This window comes from Sphaerisporangium rufum (assembly GCF_016863395.1).
GTDB lineage: Bacteria > Actinomycetota > Actinomycetes > Streptosporangiales > Streptosporangiaceae > Sphaerisporangium > Sphaerisporangium rufum.
The window spans coordinates 1-16419 of record NZ_BOOU01000087.1; the positions used below are offsets into that span (position 1 = coordinate 1).

Consider the following 16419-nt stretch of genomic DNA (forward strand, 5'->3'; position numbering starts at 1 on the left):
ATGTGGAAGCGTTGATCGCCTTCGCCCGCTCGCGCCGGGGCGTGGAGTTCTACGTGGAGCCGGAGACGTTCGCCACCGACACCACCGCGGTGGCCATCGCCCACGACGGGGAATGGACCCGCCGCCGGGTCGGCTCGCCGGCCGTCATCATCAAGGTCGCCCGCAAGCTGGCCCTGCCGGTCTATGACGTGCAGCTGACCGGCTACCCCGGCCGGATGCGCGCCTACAACGAGCGGCGCCGCAACGAGCCCTCCCCCGACTGAGCCGCCGCCCCGCTCAGCCGGCGTGCACCGTCTGGTCGTCCAGCAGCGGGAACAGCGGGTGCAGCCACTCCATGCGCGGCGGGCCCATGCCGGCGTCCAGCTCGGCAGGGCTGGGCATCCGTCGCCGCAACACCTCGGGGCTGACCAACTGCCGCAGCCCTTCGGCCAGTAACAGCGCCATGGAGTAGCCCGGATCGGCGTCCAGCGCCCGCCGTACCGCGATGCCGGCCAGCGCGCAGTCGCCGCGCCGCCAGGCGGCGGCACCCAGCAGTGAAGCGGCGGGCGCGACGAACGGGGGCTCCAATCGCCGGGTCAGGTCGGACCACAGGCCGATGTGCGCCTCCTGGCTCTCGTCGGTCATCAATGTCCACGCCTCGTCCCGCACCCGGATCACCGCCAGGTCGAAGCCCAGCCGCGCCGCCTCGTCATCGGCCGGTGGCCCGCCCTCGGCGAACGCCCGTAGCGACCGGCGGACCCGGGCCAGCCCTTCGCTGACGAAGACGCCGGGTGCCTCCGCCGGATCGGGGCATCGCAGCAGCGCGCCGCGCACCAGCGCGGCGGCCTCGCGGGTGGCCGCGCGCATCCGTTCCCGCGCCGCGCCCCGCACCGGGGCGACCGCGTGCTCCAGGACCTCGCGGCCGGGCAGCGCGACCAGGCCGTTCAGCGTGGCCCGCACCGCGACCGGTCCGGCCACCGGGTCGTACGGCCGCCCTTCCGCGGGGCAGCACTCGGGCCGGGTACAGACGTAGGACCAGTAGCGCGCGCCTTCGGCGCGCAACGCCTCGATCACCTCCACGCCGGCCGCGCGGAGCAGTCGGAGGGCCTCGTCGACCGCGGGGGTGACGAGCGCGCCCGTGCCGAACCCGGCGAGGATCGCGTGGCTGACCTCCTCGCGGCCCAGCAGCGGCACCAGCGGATCGTAGGCGTCCGGTGGCGCCGGTAGATCCCAGCGGGTGGTGAAGCGCAGCCGGCCGCGCGTTCCCCGCCCGGAGAACCCGATCAGCACCAGGCTGTCGGCGGGGTGGAAGCCCAGCAGGTAGGGGACGGCGCCCAGGATGTCGTCCGGGGAGGCCAGCAGGAGCGGTGAGGCGGTCATGGCGGCGACCTTCGCCGATCCGCGGACCCCGGCGCCGAGGCGAACGTCGTTCTGTGGACAACGGGCCGGCCGAGGTCCGGATCTGCGGCACATTTCCGCAGGTGACAGCGGCGCGGCGTGGCGCCTGTGGATAACCAGGGGGCGAAGTCGCCGTTCCGGTCAGCCGGGCGCCAGCCGGTGGCGGACCATGACGGTGGCGCCCGCCACCGCGGCCGGCATCGCGACGACCGCGCCGAACGGGATCAGGAACACCAGGAAGGCCAGCACTCCGAACCCCAGCACCGGCCCCTTGTCCGCGCGCAGCAGCGCGAACCGCCGGCGGCGCGGCAGCCCGCGGCGCTCCATGGCCAGCGCGGTGAGCTCCACCGTCAGGAAGAACCCCGACACGGCGGCGCCTAGCACCGGGACGACCGTCTGGCCGACGACCGGGACGAATCCCAGCACGAACAGCGGCACGCTGAACATCAGCACGTAGCCCAAGGTGATCACACTGTCCCGCACCGACCGCGCGATCGACCGCCACAGCGGCACGTCCGGCTCCGGCGGCGCGCCGCCCAGGTCGTCTTCCACCCGCTCGGCCAGCTTCTCGTAGAACGGCCCGCCGATCGCCAGGGTCACCGCCGTGAAGGTCACCACGGCGAGCACCAGGCCGAGCGCGAAGGTGGCCAGGCCGAGCAGGAACCGCAGCGCGTCTCGGGCCCCCGGGCTCCAGCCGTCGGCGAACGGCGTGACCAGCGCCGCGATCCGCCCGGCGTAGGTGCCGAGCAGCACCAGCGCGATGATGTAGAGGACCAGCGCGACGAGCGCGGGGACCAGCCCGAACAGCCACTGCCGGGGATGGCGGGCGACCCAGCCGAGGCCTTCGAAGAAGTAGCGGACCCCCGACAGGACGCCGCCGGCGCCGCTCCGGGCCGATCGCCCCATGGCATTCATGCCCGGCAGGCTAGCGCCTCGCACCCGATCATCGCACGATCACGCCAATGATCCCTGTTTCCACAGGCCCGGCACGGTATACCCGAGGTCGCCGAGCAGGCGGCGCAGCAGCGGCAGCGACAGGCCGAGCACGGTGCCGTGGTCGCCCTCGATGCCTTCCACGAACCAGCCGCCCATGCCGTCCAGAGTGAACGCGCCCGCCACCCGCAGCGGCTCGCCGCTGGCGACGTAGGCCGCGATCTCCTCCTCCGACGGGCGGCCGAAGCGCACGCCGGTGCCGGCCACCTCCGCCGCCTCGGCCCCGGTCGCCGCGTCGATCACGCAGTGCCCGGTGAGCAGCCGGCCGGACCGGCCGCGCATCGACCGCCAGCGGGCCACCGCCTCCTCGGCCGACGACGGCTTGCCGTACGCCCGGCCGTCCAGCTCCAGCACCGAATCGCAGCCGATGACCAGGCCCTCGCGCACGCCCCGGGCGACGGCCGCGGCCTTGGCCCGGGCGAGCACCAGGGCCAGCTCGGCGGGGGACGCGGCGGTCACCGCCTCCTCGTCGACCCCGCTGACGATCACCGTCGGGTCGAGGCCGGCGCTGCGCAGCAGAGCCAGCCGGGCCGGAGAGGCGGAGGCAAGGACGATCTCGGTCACCCCTCCGAGCCTAGGGGACCGGCGCGACCACCGCACCTCGCGCGCACCCCGTCGCCCGGCCGGGCCGGCGGGACACCGCCGGGGCCGGTCCCGGCGTCAGAGCGCGCGCAGGCCGGACATCAGCGTGTTGATGTCGGCCCAGCGCTTCTTCTGGGCGTCCGGGATGGTGATCAGCACCATGGCGGGCTTGGCGCGGCGGACGTCGACCAGCGCGACGGCCGCGGTGGCGACGTGCTTCTCGCCGCGCGCCTCGTAGTGCACCCGGTAACCGAGCAGCCAGCCGTCACGCTTGCCGGCCTTGAAGGGCTGGGACGCCGTCCAGGTGATGGTGGACCCGTCCGGATGGTGCTTCAGGCTCCACCGGGCGGCCAGGACGGCGGTGTCCCGCAGTTCCTCCTGCACCGCGATCGGCACCGGGCAGGTCGCCAGCAGGCCGCGGTGCCGGGCGCCCTTGACGGCCGGCAGCAGGCGGCGGGTGGCGAACGGAGCGGAGCTCACCAGCCGCCAGGACTTGGTGAACCGGGCGAACGAGACGCCCGACCGGGAGTCCTTCACCCGGCCCTTGGTCCGGCCGCCTTTGCCCGGATAGTTCGTGAGCCGCCCATCCTCCGGCAGGCCCGAGACGCGGGGGTCGGCGGCGACGGCGGCGAGCACACCCTGCCCGCCGCCGGGCAGCGGGGACGCGGTCGCCTGCGCCGGCACCGCCGGTGACCCGCCGGTCCGCACGGCGTCCGGCACGGCCGGGGTGGCGGCCGTGGGCCCCGGGGATCCGGGCGGCGTCGCGGCGGAGGTGGCCGTGATCCCGACGGACGGCGGGACGGCGCCGGACGCCGTCGCACCCGTCGGAACGACGGGCGCCGGGGAGGCGTCGCCGGTGCCGGCCGGCCCGGTGGCGGCGCCCGGCTCCGGCGGCGCGGCGGCCGGGGCCGATCCGCCGGACAGGCGATCGAAGCCGCCGGTCAGCGCGAACACGGTGCCGGCGGCGGCGACGATCAGCACCGACGCCGCCACGGCGATGACACGGTAGACGACGCGCATCGGCAGGTCGCCGAGCCGGGAGCGCCTGACCGGCCGGGGTGATGCCGGACGCTCCGGGGCCGGGGCCGTGATCTTCGGTAGCGGGGCGGTCGCCGCCTCCGCCGTTACGTACGTCGGGACGGCTTTGGTCCCGTCCTTCCCACCTACCCCATTTGGCACGTTGGGAGCGTACGGCAAATCATCTGGCCCCGTCCGCGCTCCCGATCACACTTCGGGAACGAGTCGGCACCCGATGAAGCCTTTGCACCCGCTCTGACCTTTGCTTTCGCCTCGGGTCAACGGCCGGTGGACGGGTCGCGCAGCGGGCCGGAGCCGGCCGGCCGCAGGCCGCCCCGGTCCCGCAGCCAGGGCGCCTCGGCGACCACCGTGCGGGTGCCCGGCTCCACCTCGGTGAAGCCCGCGTCCCGGACCACCGGCAGCCCGCCCTCCAGCAGGTCCGGCCACCGCCGCGGGGTGGCCGTGCGCACGGCCAGCGGCAGTCCCGCCGCCCGCCACGCCGCCCGCCCGGCCGGGTCGGCCCCCCACCAGGCCAGTTGCGCCGCGTGGCCCGCCTGGGCCATGGCCTTGCCCGCGGACATCTCCAGCGCCGGGTTCAGCCAGAGCACCGGGGTGCCGGGTGGCGGCGGGGGCGGCTCGCCGGCGGCGGGCAGGTCGGTACCGGACACCTGCAACCGGGAGAGCTCCTTGGGCCAGCCGTCCAGCGGGATCGGCGGATGGACCCGCACCTGGGCCGAGCGCATCTCGACGGTGATCCCGGGCAGTTCCCCGACCCGGCGCCACTCGGCGCCCCTGGCCCGGCGCACGACCTTGCGGATGCGGCTCTCCTCCCAAGCGCGTACCTGCTCGGCCCACTCGCCGTTGGTCGACCGCTCGTCGGCCAGCAGGGTCAGCACGGCGCGCGCCGCGGCCTCCAGGGCGTCGGTGCGGTCCGGCGGCGCCGCCCGCTCGATCCGCACCACCAGCGGGAGCACTCTTTGGTCTGACTCGCTCACCTGCCAAGGATGCCAGCTCGCCGGCCGGCGCGCCGGTCGCCGCCCGCCGCGCCCGGGCCGCCCGCCGCGCTCAGGCAGGCCGGCCCGGTCCGGCGGCGACCGGCGCGGGCCGCGCAGCGTCCGGCCCGGCACCGCGGTGCCGGGCGACCAGCAGCGACATCACCGTGGCCAGACCGCACAGCAGGCCGGCTCCGTACCAGGCCGCGTCGTAGTGGCCCAGATGGTCACGGGTGACGCCGGCCGCGACCGCGGCGAACGCGGCGCCGACCTGGTGGGAGGCGAAGACCCAGCCGAACACCACCGCCCCGTCGGCCCCGTAGGCGGCCCGGCACAGCGCCACGGTGGGCGGCACGGTGGCCACCCAGTCCAGCCCGTAGAAGATGATGAAGATCAGCATGCTGGGTTCGGTGGTGGCGGAGAACAGCGACGGCAGCACCAGCAGCGACAGGCCGCGCAGGCCGTAGTAGGCGGCGAGCAGGATCCGCGGGTCGACCCGGTCGCTGAGCCAGCCCGACAGCACGGTCCCGACGATGTCGAAGAGGCCGACCAGCGCCAGCAGGCCGGCGGCCGCCGTCTCGGCCATGCCGTGGTCGTGCGCGGCGGGGATGAAGTGGGTACCCACCAGGCCGTTGGTGCTGGCGCCGCAGATGGCGAAGCCACCGGCCAGGAACCAGAACGAGCGGGTGCGCGCCGCGCCGGTGAGCACGGTGAGGGCGCGCCGGGCCGCGCCGCCGGCCGGGCGGGCCGGTGCCGGCGCGGCGTCCGGTGCGGCGCCCAGGGCGGTGCGCCCGACGTCCTGCGGGCGGTCGTGGAGCAGGAACCAGACCAGCGGGACCACGGCGAGGGCGGCGGCGGTCACCACCAGCGCCGCCGCCCGCCACCCGGTGCCCTCGGCGATCCAGGCCAGCAGCGGGAGGAACACCAGTTGCCCGGCCGCGCCGGCCGCGGTGAGCACCCCGGTGACCACGCCGCGGTGCCGGACGAACCAGCGCTCGGTCACCGTCGCGACGAAGACCAGCGCCATCGACCCGGTGCCCAGGCCGACGAGCACGCCCCAGCATGCGACGAGCTGCCAGCTCTCGGTCATGAAGACCGTGAGTCCGCTGCCGAGGGCCACCAGCAGCAGCGCGCCGGCCACCACCCGGCGCATCCCCAGGCGGTCCATCAGCGCGGCGGCGAACGGCGCGGTCAGGCCGAACAGGACGAGGTTCACCGAGACGGCCAGCGAGATCGTCCCGCGGGTCCAGCCGAACTCCTCCTGAAGCGGGGTGATGAGCACCCCCGGGGTGGCGCGGAAGCCGGCCGCCCCGATGATCGCCACCCCAGCCACCCCGGCGACGATCCACGCCCGGTGCAACCCTCGCCGCGGTCCGCGATCAACAGTCGATGTCATGGCGACCATAATGCGCCGCCCGCTCCGCCGGAAACGAGTGGCTGGATAGCCAATGTGTGAAAGGATCCGGCCATGCCGCATCGTGTCGTGGTCCTGATGCTCGACGAGTTCGCCAGCCTGGATCTCGGCATCGCCGGCCAGGTGTTCCTCACCCCGGAGGACGCCGCGGGGCGGCCGCTCTACCAGGTGACCGCCTGCTCCCCCGGCGGGCGGCCGGTGCACGGCTCGGCGGGCTTCACCGCGGTCCCCGACCACGACCTGTCCGCGCTGCGCACCGCCGACACCGTCGTGGTGCCGGGCGTGCACGGCGGCCCGGCGGTCACCGACGGCACGCTCGAGCCCGGGGTGCGGGCGGCGCTGCGCCGGGCGGCCGGCGAGGCGCGGCTGGTCTCCATCTGCACGGGCGCGTTCGTGCTGGCCGCCGCCGGGCTGCTCGACGGGCGGCCGGCGACGACGCACTGGCGCTGGGCCCGCCGGTTCCGGTCGCTGTACCCTCGCGTCGAGCTGGACCCCGACGTGCTGTTCGTCGACGACGGTGACGTGCTGACCTCCGCCGGCGTCGCCGCGGGGATCGACCTGTGCATTCATGTGATCCGCCGGGACCACGGCAGCCGGGTGGCCAACCGCGCGGCCCGGCGCTGCGTCATGCCGCCCTGGCGGGAGGGCGGCCAGGCGCAGTACATCGAGCGGCCGCTGCCCGAGCCCGGCGACGCCGGCACCGCGCCGACCCGCGCCTGGATGCTGGAGCGGTTGCACGAGCCGCTCGACCTGGCCGCGCTGGCCGGGCACGCCCGGATGAGCGTGCGCACCTTCACCCGGCGGTTCCGGGAGGAGACCGGCCTGAGCCCGGCCCGATGGCTGAACCGGCAGCGGGTCGAGCATGCCCGGCACCTGCTGGAGACCACGGATCTGCCGGTGCCCCGGGTGGCCGAGCTTGCGGGGTTCGGCACCGCCGTCTCGCTGCGGCAGCATCTGCACGCGGCCGTCGGTGTCGCCCCGCTCACCTACCGCCAGACCTTCCGCGCCACCGGCTGACCACTGCTCCGGGGAGGCCGTCCCAAAAGATCGACGAACGCGGAGGGTCAGGCGGGCCCACGACCAGGACGGCGCCGGCACGAGCGGCCCGAGGCCGGCCGGCACAAAAAAATCCGGCCCGCCGAAGAAACGGCGAAGCCGGAGAACCACCGAACGGTGGAGCTATGGGGATTCGAACCCCAGACCTCCTCCATGCCATGGAGGCGCGCTACCAACTGCGCCATAGCCCCGCGATCGCGCCCCCTGGAACCGCCGGTATCACCGAAAGGCGGGCCCCTGTTGCGCATGGCCAGTCTAGCCGACCGAGACCGCGCCCCGGACCGTCACCGGCGCGGGCCCGCCAGGGCCGGGGCGGCCGGAGGCTAGAAGACGTTGCGGCGGCAGTTGAGAAAAAGCTGCATCTCCAGCGGCTCGGTCTCGCTGGCCGGCACGTACGCCAGATCCATCTGCTCGCGCACCCCGAACCCGGCCTCCTCCACGATGGCGCGCAGGGTCCCGCGGGCATAGCCGGTGGTGCGGACCGGGGTGCCCAGCACCGGGATGGGCATGCCGTCGACGTCCATCTCGACCATGCCGAGCGCCAGCCAGCCCCCCGGGATGAGCAGGTCGTGCAGCCGGAGCAGCGTCACCATCACCTCGTCGCGCCGCAGCATGGACAGCGAGAAGAAGGCGACGACGGCGTCGAACCGGCCGATGCCGTGCTGCAGTTCCGTCATGTCCAGCCGGCGCAGGTCCGCCTCGGGCACGTTCCGCTGGGCGAGTTCCAGCATGACCGGGGAGATGTCCACGCCGGTCACCACGCAGCCCGCGTCGACGAGCTGCCGCGCGGTCGGCAGGCCGGTCCCGCAGCCGACGTCCAGCACCCGGGAACCCGGCCGCAGCTTGCGCAGCACCCATTCGGTGGCGGCTATCTGCCCGCCCTTGTAGGGGAACGCCTCGTCGTACCGGTCGCCGATCCGGTCGAACGCGTCGGCCTGCGCGGCGCGGTGTGCCGCACGCGAGCCCCTCGCTGTCATTTCGCCCACCCAATGTTCCGCAGAAAACCCGACCCTCCTTAGATAGAGGTATATGACAGGTAAAGTCAAGTCTAGTCAGGAGGGTCATGACTCATAGTCGACAATTCATTTCTTCGGGATACGACCGATATTTAACCGCCGCCCGTCCCTCGCAGGTCCGCACGGTGCGGCCGGCCGGCGTGGCCCGGCCTTTTATCCCCGGGCCCGCCGGGCAGGGGTGATGTCACCCGCGTACGGCGGCGGGCGGCCGGAGGATGGAGAGGGGACGATGGACCTCGAACGGTACGAGAAGACCGGATTCAGTTACCCGCAGGTGGGGGCGACCCGGAACGGGGTGCTTCCGGCCGGCTACCGGCACCTGCGCCGCCGGCACGACCTCGGGCCGGGCGCCTCGTTCGAGCGGGCCGTCGAGGCGCTGATGACCTGGCGGGTCCAGCGGGCCGCCGGGCTGACGGTGACCGCGTCGGCGCCGCGGGCCGAGCCGGGCGCGATCGTGGTGTCCCGGGCGGGGGTGGGCCGGCTGGCGCTGGAGATCCCGTGCCGGGTGGTGTGGACGCTCGATGAGGCGGACCGGCGGGGGTTCGCCTACGGTACGCTGCCCGGCCATCCCGAGCGGGGCGAGGAATCGTTCGTGGTGGAGCGCGGGGACGACGGTTCGGTGGCCTTCATCGTGACCTCCTTCACCCGGCCGGGCCGCTGGTACACCAGACCGGCCTGGCCGCTGGCCGGCCTGGCCGCGCGGTTCGTCGTCGCGCGCTACGCCGCCGCCGCGCGCCGGCTGGCCCGCTGACGGCGCGGTACGGCCGCCTGCAATTTTCAGCCGCGCCGCACCGGCCGGGCCCGCTGACCTGGCGCCGCCGTCCCGCCCCGCGCACCGGCGTTGCCCGGCGCCGGTCGCCCGCCTAGGGTGTCCCCGCTTCGCACGGCACTCGGGCACCGGGCCCGCGCGACCGGGCGGCGGCGGAGAGGGGACGGCATGAGGATCCTTCGTCGCACGCGCACGGCGGCCCCACCCGGCGAGGTCTCGGCCACCCGGCGCCGCCGGGGCGTGCTGCTCGCCGCGTTCGCCGCCGTACTGGTGGCGTTCCCGCTCGCCGCGCGGGCCGCCGCTCCGGTACCGTTCACCGGCAACGCGACCCATTTCACCGCCCTCGGCTCGCCGTACGGCGGGTGCGGGCTGCCGCAGTCCCAGCTCGACACTCAGAACTTCGTCGCGCTCAACGTCTACGACACCCCCGGCGACTACGGCTTCTACCCGCGCCCGATCCCGGACTCCATGAGCTCCAAGATCGGCGCGTGGGACAACGGCCGTAACTGCGGCCGGTGGGTGCAGGTGCTCATCTCCGACTTCTGCACCGGCACCAACGACGGGGCGCAGAGCCAGCCCTTCTGCCGGGGCGGCTCCTGGACGCCGGACGCCTACAACGGCGCCGAGCTGTACATGCAGGTGGCCGACAGCTGCGGCGACACCAACGCCTGGTGCCGGGACGACCGCTACCACCTCGACCTGTCCACCGACTCGCTGAACAAGTTCGCCAAGAACGGCGTCCCGGTCGGCGACATGTACCCCTCGCACTGGAACAACCGCCACGTCAACTGGACGTACGTCACCGCCCCCGGGTACACCGGCGACATCAAGATCGGGTTCATGAAGGGCGCGCAGCGGTACTGGCCCACCATCGTCGTCGGACACCTGCGCAACGGCATCCACGGCGTGGAATACTTCGCCGACGGCGCCTGGCAGGCGGCGAAGATGAACAGCGACATGGGGCAGTCGTTCATCCTGGCGCCGACGGTGTCCGGCGGCACGGACTACCGCATCCGGGTGCGGGACGCCGCCGACACCTTGATCAACGACGGGCGGGTGTACGATTTCCGGCTGCCCGACGGCTGCGCCCCGTGCGGCGCGGACTACACCCCGGTCTCCTACACCACCGGCACCGGGCCGACCGCCACCCCGACGCCGACGATCACCCCGACTCCGGGCGGCAGCCCCACCCCGACGATCACCCCGACGCCCGGCACCAGCCCCACGCCGGCCGGTTCCTGCTCGGCGACCTACACCAGGCAGAGCGAGTGGTCCGGCGGGTTCACCGGGCAGATCAAGGTCACCAACCGGGGCGGCGCGCTGAACGGCTGGACGCTGACCTTCACCCTGCCCGCCGGGGTGACCGTCGCGCAGGGCTGGAACGGCACCTGGACGCAGTCCGGGACCACGGTGACGGTGAAGAACGCCTCGTGGAACGGCTCGGTGCCCGCGGGCGGGACCATCGACCTCGGCTTCAACGGCTCCTCCACCGGGCCGTCGGCGGCGGCGTCCGGTTTCGCGCTGAACGGGGCCGCCTGCGCCTGACCTGCGTGCCTTCGCCGCCGGCGTCCGGCTCAGCCGGCCGGCCGGTCTCCGGCGGCGAAGAAGATCGTGGCATAGTCGGTGAGCGGGCGGTAGCCGAGCGCCTGGTAGATGGCGTTGGACGTCGGGTTGGCCAGGTCGGTGAACAGCAGCACCGAGGTGGCACCGGCGTCCTTCGCCGCCCGGCTGACCGCGTGGGTGACCGCCGATCCGTAGCCGTGCTTGCGGTGCTCGGGCGGGGTGTAGACCGGGCCGACCCGCGACATCCCGGCGATCGGCGTGCTGAACGCGGCCATCGCCACCGGCCGCCCGGCGTCCTCCCACAGCACCAACTCGCCCGCGCCGATCCGGGCGCGGGTCTGCGGGTAGGGGTCGTCGGCGTTCTCCGGCTCGGCCTCCAGCAGGAAATCGCGCATCCAGCCGGCCGCCAGGTCCAGATCTCCCGGGCCGGCCCGACGGGCGGCGCCGGTCGCCGAGTGCGGGCGCAGCTCCGCCAGCCGGTACATGCGCATGGACATCCGGGACGCCTCGGTCCGGCCGGCGGCCGAAAGGTACGCCTCGGCCTGCGCCCGCGGCCCGCCCACGCCCGGCAACGGCAGGTCGCGCAGCGCCTCGGCCAGCGACGGCACGATGTCCAGCGGGATGTCGGGCACCAGCAGCTGGTAGGGCGGGGTGTGCAGCACGACCCCGCGCACCGACTCCCCGTCGGCGTACCAGCCGGCCATCGCGCCGCCGCCCCACAGCCCGGACCGGCCGCGGGCCAGCACGGTGAGCGCGACCGTGTTGCGGGTCGGGTCGCCGCGCAGCCAGGCGTCGGCGGCCGGTGGGAGTTCGTCGAGTTCTGTGGTGAATGTCCAGGCCATCCGCACAGTGTGCCAACCGGCCGGCGGCAGTGGCGAACCCATTTCCGCGGCACCGGCCGGCCGAAACCCGTCCGGCCGGCTAGAACTCGTCGGCGCCGGTGACCTGGGCGATGGTGAAGACGTGCCGGGTGGCCGCGCAGATCGTCTCCAGCACGTGGACCGGCGCACCGTCGCCGCCATAGGCCGCCCGCACGATCTCGACGACCCACTCCCCCGGCTCCAGCCGCAGCGTGTCCGCCTCGGCGGCGGCCGGCGGGCGGGCGAGCAGTTCCTCCTCCGCGTGCCCGAACCGGTGGCCGAGCGCCGCGATGCCCGCCTGCAGGCTGGGCCGGACGAACCCGGGCTCGGCGAGCGGGGTGCCGCCGAACAGGTCGAGCCGGAAGAAGCTGGTGGCGATCCGCACCGGGACATCGTCGGCCAGCAGCAGCTTGCGCCGGGCGAGCACGTCCGCGCCCGGCGGGAGCCGCAGCGCGGCGGCCACCCGCTCGCCGGCCGGCTCGGTGCCGACGTACAGCATGCGCCGGCCCGGGGTCACCCCCTGCTCGGCGGCCTCGGCGGCGAACAGCGAGGCCGCGGCCCGCACCCGCGGCGGCGTCGGCAGCGCACGCCGAACCACCACCCCGCGCGTCCCGCCCCCTCGCATCTCGGCCGGCCTCCTCCGCTCGCCTGTCGGTGCCTCGACCCTACCGGGCCCCCTGGGCCGGCGGAGTTCACCGTCAGGCGGTCAACGCTTCCGCGCGAGCGTGACGCCGTCCCGCACGGGCAGCATCACGCTGTCCAGCCGGTCATCTTGGGCGAGGGCCTCGTTGACCTCGCGAATCGCACGTTGGTCCGCCTCCTGGAAGGCCGGATCGAGCACGGTGCCGCCGAGGAACACGTTGTCGAGGACGAGGAGACCACCGGTGACGAGCCGCGGGATGATCTCCTCGCAGTAGGCCGGGTAGCCGGCCTTGTCCGCGTCGATGAAGGCGAAGTCGAAGGTCCGCTCCTCGGGCAGCGCCCTGAGGGTTTCGAGGGCCGGCCCGATCTGGAGGTCGATACGGTCCCGCACACCCGCCCGTTCCCAGAACGGCAGCGCCATGCCGGTCCATTCGGTGCTCACGTCGCAGGCCAGCAGCCGGCCGTCGTCGGGCAGCGCGCGGGCGATGCAGAGCGAGGAGTAGCCGGTGAACACCCCGATCTCGATGGCGCTGCGCGCGCCGGAGAGCCGGACCAGCATCTCCAGCAGCACTCCCCCGTCATGCGTCACCTGCATCCCGGCGGCCCGGCCGGTCGCCTCGCGCGTCATGGCCGCCAGTTCCGTGAGCAATCGGTCGGGCGGTGTGCAGTGTGCGAGCAGGTAGTCCTGGACGGCCGGAGTGACGGGTTCCAGGGCGTCTCCACTGGTCGGGCCGGTCCAGTCTAAGTGGACCTCCTGACCCGCCGCCGAGTGCGACAGGTGCCGCGTCACAAGATCGCGCACGCCGGTGAGCGAGTCCAGGTCCGGCGCGGCGGCGATCAGTACCAGCGTTCCCCAGCGCGGAACCAGGGAGCAGGTGCCGTGGCGTGAGATGATCGCCGCCCTGCCGTCGCCGCCGAGCCGAGCGGTCACCTCGTCGCCCAGGCTGTGGATGAGCTCGACCACCCGGTGAGCGGGGTGTTCGATAGTGACGTGCGCCGTCGACAGGGGCATGCGCGGTCCGCCCTTCGTAAGCATCTACGTTTTTATACGCTTTAGGCTAAGATCATTCTGGGGCCGGTCGAGCGGTTTGTCAAAAGTGTCGATGTTCATAGACACTTAGGTGGTGGGAGACGAAGATCGCCCCCTGCTCCTGCGCTCGCCCGCGCAGTTCAAAGCACTCGGCCATCCGCTCAGGCACCGGATGGTGAATCTGCTGCGCCAGCGCCCCGCCACCCTGGGCGAGTTGACCGCGGCCCTCGGCTCGACCAAGGGCACCGTCGCCTACCACGTGCGCGTCCTGCGCGACGCCGGGCTCGTCCGGCTGGCGGGCACCCGGCAGGTGCGCGGCGGCACCGAACAACGCTTCGAGCTGGTCAGCAAGGGATTCCGGCTCGCCGAGGACGCCGGAGCGGGGTTCCTCCTCGACGCCGCCAAGGCCGAGATGTCACCCGCCCGAGCCGGCGATCCCGGCCATACCGTGCTACGCCATCTCTGGCTCACCACCGATGAAGCCCACGCGCTGGCCCAGCGATTGGACGCGCTGGCTCATGACCCGGACGGCACGGCGACTGAGGAAACGGAGGCGTACGGCCTGCTCGTCAGCCTCTACCGGGCCGACACCCCCCGGCTGCCTGTCGAGGGGTGACCACCCGCCTCCCTGCAGTCGGCCGCTTCGGGTCGCGACGCTACCGCCGGGTCGCTCGTCCCCGTGCCCGGTCAGAAGACGGTGGTGAGATCCTGCCGGGCGATGTCGGCGGGAGCGAGACCGTGCCGCTCCATGACGCCGGCACGCATGATCGCGACGGTGTCCGCCACGGCCAGCGCCTGGTGGACGTTCTGCTCGACCAGCACGATGGTCCGGTCGTCGCGGCGCAGCGACGCGACGGTGGAGAGCACCAGCTCCGCGAGCTTGGGCGACAGCCCCACCGAGGGTTCGTCGAGGAGCAGCACCCGGGGATTCGCCAGGAACGCGCGGGCGATCGCGACCTGCTGCTGCTGTCCTCCGGACAGGGAACCGGCGCGCGTGTTCCACAGCTGGCCCAGCACGGGGAACAGCTCCCGGGCCTCGTCGAGCCTGGCCCGTTCCTCCTGGGCGGTGCCCCGTTTCAGCCGGCGCGTGTTCCACATTCCAAGCCTGATGTTCTCGGCCACGGTGAGGTCGGCGAAGATCCCGCGGCCCTGCGGGACCAGCACCACCCCGGCGCGAGCCACGTCCGACGGAGTCCGGCGCGCGATGTCGACGCCGTCCAGAAGGACTCCCCCGCCGGAAGGGCGAAGCAGACCGGCGATGGCGCGCAGCAGGGTGGACTTTCCGGCGCCGTTGTGGCCGAGAACCAGCTCGATACGGCCTGGCTCGAAGCCGGCGCTCAGCGCGTCGATGACCACGCGGTGCCCGAGCCGCACGGTCAGAGAGTCGATGGTGAGCATGTCTCCTCAGTCCCGCTCGCCGAAGTAGAGCGATCGCACCAGTTCGTTGGAGAAGACCTCGTGGGCGGTGCCGGTGACGAGTTCCCGGCCCCGGTCGAGGAACACCACGACGTCGGCGAGGTCCTTGACGAGCCGGAGGTTGTGTTCGATCAGCAAAATGATCAGTCCACGGTCCTTGGCCTCGGCGACGACCTCGCAGAACAGTTCGTATTCGCGTGGCGCGAGTCCGGCGGCCTGTTCGTCGAGGAGCCAGGCCCGGCCGTTCATGGCGAGCATCCGCGCGATCGAGACCGCCTTCTGCTGCCCGTAGCCGAGGTCCGCGGCGAGGCTGCGTCGTGCCGCCGACAGGCCCAGGCGGTCCAGGATCTCCGTCGCGCGGGCCCGCGACTCGCGCGAGCGGGTCAGAACCGACCGTTCGGCCGCGAACATGGTCTGCTCCTGCACGCTCACGCCGCCGAACAGCCGGAGTTCCTGGAAGGATCGGGCAACGCCGAGCCTGGCCACCTGCCGGGCCGACCGGCCGATCAACTCGGTGCCGTCCAGCCGGGCACTTCCGCGCTCGGGGGGGACGAGCCCCGAGATCACGTTGAACAGCGTCGTCTTGCCGGCTCCGTTGGGCCCGATCAGCGCGGTGACGGCCCCCGGTTCCGCGGTCAGTGACACGTCGTCCAGCGCGACCAGCCCGCCGAACGCGGCCCGGACACCGTTGATCTCAAGGCTCATGGCTTCACCACCGGACCGTGGGCCCGCCGCCATGGCCGCGCGCCGCCGGCCCGGGCGGCCCAGCGTTCCCGCAGCACGACAGCGGAGGGAATGTAACCGCGGACGCCCACCGCGGCGATGATGAGCGCGCCATAGATGAGTTGCTCGAGCGGCCCGACGGTCGTGGAGGGCAGGTCCAGCAGGCTGATGAGCGGGACGGCGGCCACGACGATGGCGCTGCCGACGACCGGGCCGAGGGACCAGCCGATGCCTCCGACGATCACGATCGCGGTGAGCTGGATCGATAGGGAGTAGTCGAAGGCGGCGGAATTGATGAACCCGATGTAGAAGGCGTAAAGAACGCCTCCGAGCGATGAGACGGCGGCACCGAGCACGATGGCGACGTACTTGCCCAAGGTGGGACTGCGCCCCAGGGTCTGGGTCGCCACCGGGTCCTCCCGGATCGCGAGGAAGAGCCGCCCGACCGACCCGCGGCGCAGCACGGCGGTGAGCGCCACCACCAGCGCCGCCACGACCCAGATCAGCCGCGACTGGGTCTCCGGGGTGGACAGTTCGGTTCCCAGCAGTCGCGGGTAGGGGATGCCCGAGATCCCGTCGGTGCCCTTGGTCACCGAGTACCAGCCGGTGAACACGGTCGAGACCATGATCTGGAACGCGAGGGAGGCCACCATGAAGTACTCGTCGCTGACCCGCAGGGAGGTCAGGGCCAGCACCATGGCCACGGCGACGGAGCATCCGGCGGCGGCCACCGCGCAGATGATGAGCGACCCACCGACCTGCGGCCCGAGCAGCGCGGTCACGTAGGCGCCGATGCCGACGAACACCGCCTGGGCGGCCGAGAACACCCCGGCGTAGCCCAGGGTGATGTTGAGTCCCGCCGCGGCGATGGCGAAGATCCCGGTGAGTGTTCCCACCGTGGCCAAGTACTCAAGCACGCGGCACCTCCACGCGGGAGTCGGATCGGGTGGTCTGCGGGTGGCGGCGCCG

The 16419-nt window shown here is 73.4% G+C and carries 18 protein-coding genes and 1 tRNA gene; 5 read left to right on the forward strand and 14 right to left on the reverse strand.

The genetic code is table 11. From position 1 onward, the window contains the following. Positions 1–2: 2 nt before the first annotated feature. A complete protein-coding gene (locus tag Sru01_RS29975) occupies positions 3–263 on the forward strand; it encodes a cofactor assembly of complex C subunit B (protein ID WP_239137853.1) in 261 nt (86 codons plus the stop codon). A 13-nt stretch (positions 264–276) separates the two neighbouring features. On the opposite strand, the gene Sru01_RS29980 is transcribed toward Sru01_RS29975, so the two are convergent. The 6 genes from Sru01_RS29980 to Sru01_RS30005 form a co-directional block, all read right to left on the reverse strand. After that, entirely contained in the window at positions 277–1359 is a 1083-nt protein-coding gene (locus tag Sru01_RS29980) for a DUF4192 domain-containing protein (protein ID WP_203992665.1), read from the reverse strand. A gap of 159 nt (positions 1360–1518) precedes the next feature. Next, positions 1519–2292 (reverse strand): EI24 domain-containing protein, encoded by a 774-nt coding sequence (locus tag Sru01_RS29985; RefSeq protein WP_239137854.1) that lies wholly within the window; start codon positions 2290–2292, stop codon positions 1519–1521. 39 nt (positions 2293–2331) lie between these two features. Next, positions 2332–2934, reverse strand: coding sequence for a Maf family protein (locus Sru01_RS29990; RefSeq protein WP_203992668.1), 603 nt, complete (start codon positions 2932–2934; stop codon positions 2332–2334). A 96-nt stretch (positions 2935–3030) separates the two neighbouring features. Then, positions 3031–3972, reverse strand: coding sequence for a hypothetical protein (locus Sru01_RS29995; RefSeq protein WP_203992671.1), 942 nt, complete (start codon positions 3970–3972; stop codon positions 3031–3033). Between the two features lie 275 nt (positions 3973–4247). Continuing rightward, positions 4248–4964, reverse strand: a complete 717-nt coding sequence (locus Sru01_RS30000) for an aminoacyl-tRNA hydrolase (protein ID WP_203992674.1) — start codon at positions 4962–4964, stop codon at positions 4248–4250. Between the two features lie 70 nt (positions 4965–5034). Beyond that, on the reverse strand, positions 5035–6366 hold the full coding sequence (locus tag Sru01_RS30005; protein WP_203992677.1) for an MFS transporter: 1332 nt from the start codon (positions 6364–6366) through the stop codon (positions 5035–5037). Between the two features lie 63 nt (positions 6367–6429). Here Sru01_RS30005 and Sru01_RS30010 point away from each other — a divergent pair, with 63 nt between their 5' ends. After that, positions 6430–7392 carry a GlxA family transcriptional regulator gene (locus Sru01_RS30010; RefSeq protein WP_239137856.1) on the forward strand — a complete coding sequence of 321 codons (963 nt, stop codon included), beginning with the start codon at positions 6430–6432 and terminating at the stop codon, positions 7390–7392. A gap of 157 nt (positions 7393–7549) precedes the next feature. Here the strand turns inward: Sru01_RS30010 and Sru01_RS30015 are convergent. Together Sru01_RS30015 and Sru01_RS30020 are read right to left on the reverse strand one after the other, a co-directional pair. After that, positions 7550–7622, reverse strand: a tRNA-Ala gene (locus Sru01_RS30015). Between the two features lie 132 nt (positions 7623–7754). Further along, positions 7755–8408, reverse strand: coding sequence for a class I SAM-dependent DNA methyltransferase (locus Sru01_RS30020; protein WP_203992680.1), 654 nt, complete (start codon positions 8406–8408; stop codon positions 7755–7757). A 268-nt stretch (positions 8409–8676) separates the two neighbouring features. On the opposite strand from Sru01_RS30020, the gene Sru01_RS30025 reads away from it, so the two are divergent. Together Sru01_RS30025 and Sru01_RS30030 are read left to right on the forward strand one after the other, a co-directional pair. Continuing rightward, entirely contained in the window at positions 8677–9198 is a 522-nt protein-coding gene (locus Sru01_RS30025; protein ID WP_203992683.1) for a DUF1990 domain-containing protein, read from the forward strand. Positions 9199–9384: 186 nt separating this feature from the next. After that, on the forward strand, positions 9385–10761 hold the full coding sequence (locus tag Sru01_RS30030; protein WP_203992686.1) for a cellulose binding domain-containing protein: 1377 nt from the start codon (positions 9385–9387) through the stop codon (positions 10759–10761). Positions 10762–10790: 29 nt separating this feature from the next. Here Sru01_RS30030 and Sru01_RS30035 read toward each other — a convergent pair whose 3' ends face one another. The 3 genes from Sru01_RS30035 to Sru01_RS30045 all read right to left on the reverse strand — a co-directional run bounded on the left by Sru01_RS30035 (position 10791) and on the right by Sru01_RS30045 (position 13317). Beyond that, on the reverse strand, positions 10791–11621 hold the full coding sequence (locus Sru01_RS30035) for a GNAT family N-acetyltransferase (RefSeq protein ID WP_203992689.1): 831 nt from the start codon (positions 11619–11621) through the stop codon (positions 10791–10793). A gap of 79 nt (positions 11622–11700) precedes the next feature. Then, positions 11701–12240 (reverse strand): GntR family transcriptional regulator, encoded by a 540-nt coding sequence (locus tag Sru01_RS30040; protein WP_239137857.1) that lies wholly within the window; start codon positions 12238–12240, stop codon positions 11701–11703. Positions 12241–12345: 105 nt separating this feature from the next. Then, complete coding sequence (locus tag Sru01_RS30045; protein ID WP_203992694.1) at positions 12346–13317, reverse strand: DUF2218 domain-containing protein; 972 nt, start codon at positions 13315–13317, stop codon at positions 12346–12348. Between the two features lie 88 nt (positions 13318–13405). Here Sru01_RS30045 and Sru01_RS30050 point away from each other — a divergent pair, with 88 nt between their 5' ends. Further along, on the forward strand, positions 13406–13927 hold the full coding sequence (locus Sru01_RS30050) for a helix-turn-helix domain-containing protein (RefSeq protein ID WP_203992696.1): 522 nt from the start codon (positions 13406–13408) through the stop codon (positions 13925–13927). A 71-nt stretch (positions 13928–13998) separates the two neighbouring features. Here the strand turns inward: Sru01_RS30050 and Sru01_RS30055 are convergent, their stop codons facing one another. The 3 genes from Sru01_RS30055 to Sru01_RS30065 are packed head-to-tail and all read right to left on the reverse strand — an operon-like array spanning position 13999 to position 16367. Then, positions 13999–14709 (reverse strand): ABC transporter ATP-binding protein, encoded by a 711-nt coding sequence (locus Sru01_RS30055; protein WP_203992698.1) that lies wholly within the window; start codon positions 14707–14709, stop codon positions 13999–14001. A gap of 6 nt (positions 14710–14715) precedes the next feature. Continuing rightward, positions 14716–15432 carry an ABC transporter ATP-binding protein gene (locus tag Sru01_RS30060; RefSeq protein ID WP_203992700.1) on the reverse strand — a complete coding sequence of 239 codons (717 nt, stop codon included), beginning with the start codon at positions 15430–15432 and terminating at the stop codon, positions 14716–14718. Beyond that, positions 15429–16367 (reverse strand): branched-chain amino acid ABC transporter permease, encoded by a 939-nt coding sequence (locus Sru01_RS30065; RefSeq protein ID WP_203992702.1) that lies wholly within the window; start codon positions 16365–16367, stop codon positions 15429–15431. The genes Sru01_RS30060 and Sru01_RS30065 overlap by 4 nt, the downstream gene beginning before the upstream one ends. Positions 16368–16419 lie beyond the last annotated feature (52 nt).

Bases quoted from the DNA above. Each gene is read 5' to 3' on its own strand.
- Sru01_RS29980 (WP_203992665.1), bottom strand. From the start codon at position 1,359: ATGACCGCCTCACCGCTCCTGCTGGCCTCCCCGGACGACATCCTGGGC.
- Sru01_RS29985 (WP_239137854.1), bottom strand. From the start codon at position 2,292: ATGAATGCCATGGGGCGATCGGCCCGGAGCGGCGCCGGCGGCGTCCTG.
- Sru01_RS29995 (WP_203992671.1), bottom strand. From the start codon at position 3,972: ATGCGCGTCGTCTACCGTGTCATCGCCGTGGCGGCGTCGGTGCTGATC.
- Sru01_RS30005 (WP_203992677.1), bottom strand. From the start codon at position 6,366: ATGGTCGCCATGACATCGACTGTTGATCGCGGACCGCGGCGAGGGTTG.
- Sru01_RS30010 (WP_239137856.1), top strand. From the start codon at position 6,430: ATGCCGCATCGTGTCGTGGTCCTGATGCTCGACGAGTTCGCCAGCCTG.
- Sru01_RS30020 (WP_203992680.1), bottom strand. From the start codon at position 8,408: ATGACAGCGAGGGGCTCGCGTGCGGCACACCGCGCCGCGCAGGCCGAC.
- Sru01_RS30025 (WP_203992683.1), top strand. From the start codon at position 8,677: ATGGACCTCGAACGGTACGAGAAGACCGGATTCAGTTACCCGCAGGTG.
- Sru01_RS30030 (WP_203992686.1), top strand. From the start codon at position 9,385: ATGAGGATCCTTCGTCGCACGCGCACGGCGGCCCCACCCGGCGAGGTC.
- Sru01_RS30035 (WP_203992689.1), bottom strand. From the start codon at position 11,621: ATGGCCTGGACATTCACCACAGAACTCGACGAACTCCCACCGGCCGCC.
- Sru01_RS30045 (WP_203992694.1), bottom strand. From the start codon at position 13,317: ATGCTTACGAAGGGCGGACCGCGCATGCCCCTGTCGACGGCGCACGTC.
- Sru01_RS30055 (WP_203992698.1), bottom strand. From the start codon at position 14,709: ATGCTCACCATCGACTCTCTGACCGTGCGGCTCGGGCACCGCGTGGTC.
- Sru01_RS30060 (WP_203992700.1), bottom strand. From the start codon at position 15,432: ATGAGCCTTGAGATCAACGGTGTCCGGGCCGCGTTCGGCGGGCTGGTC.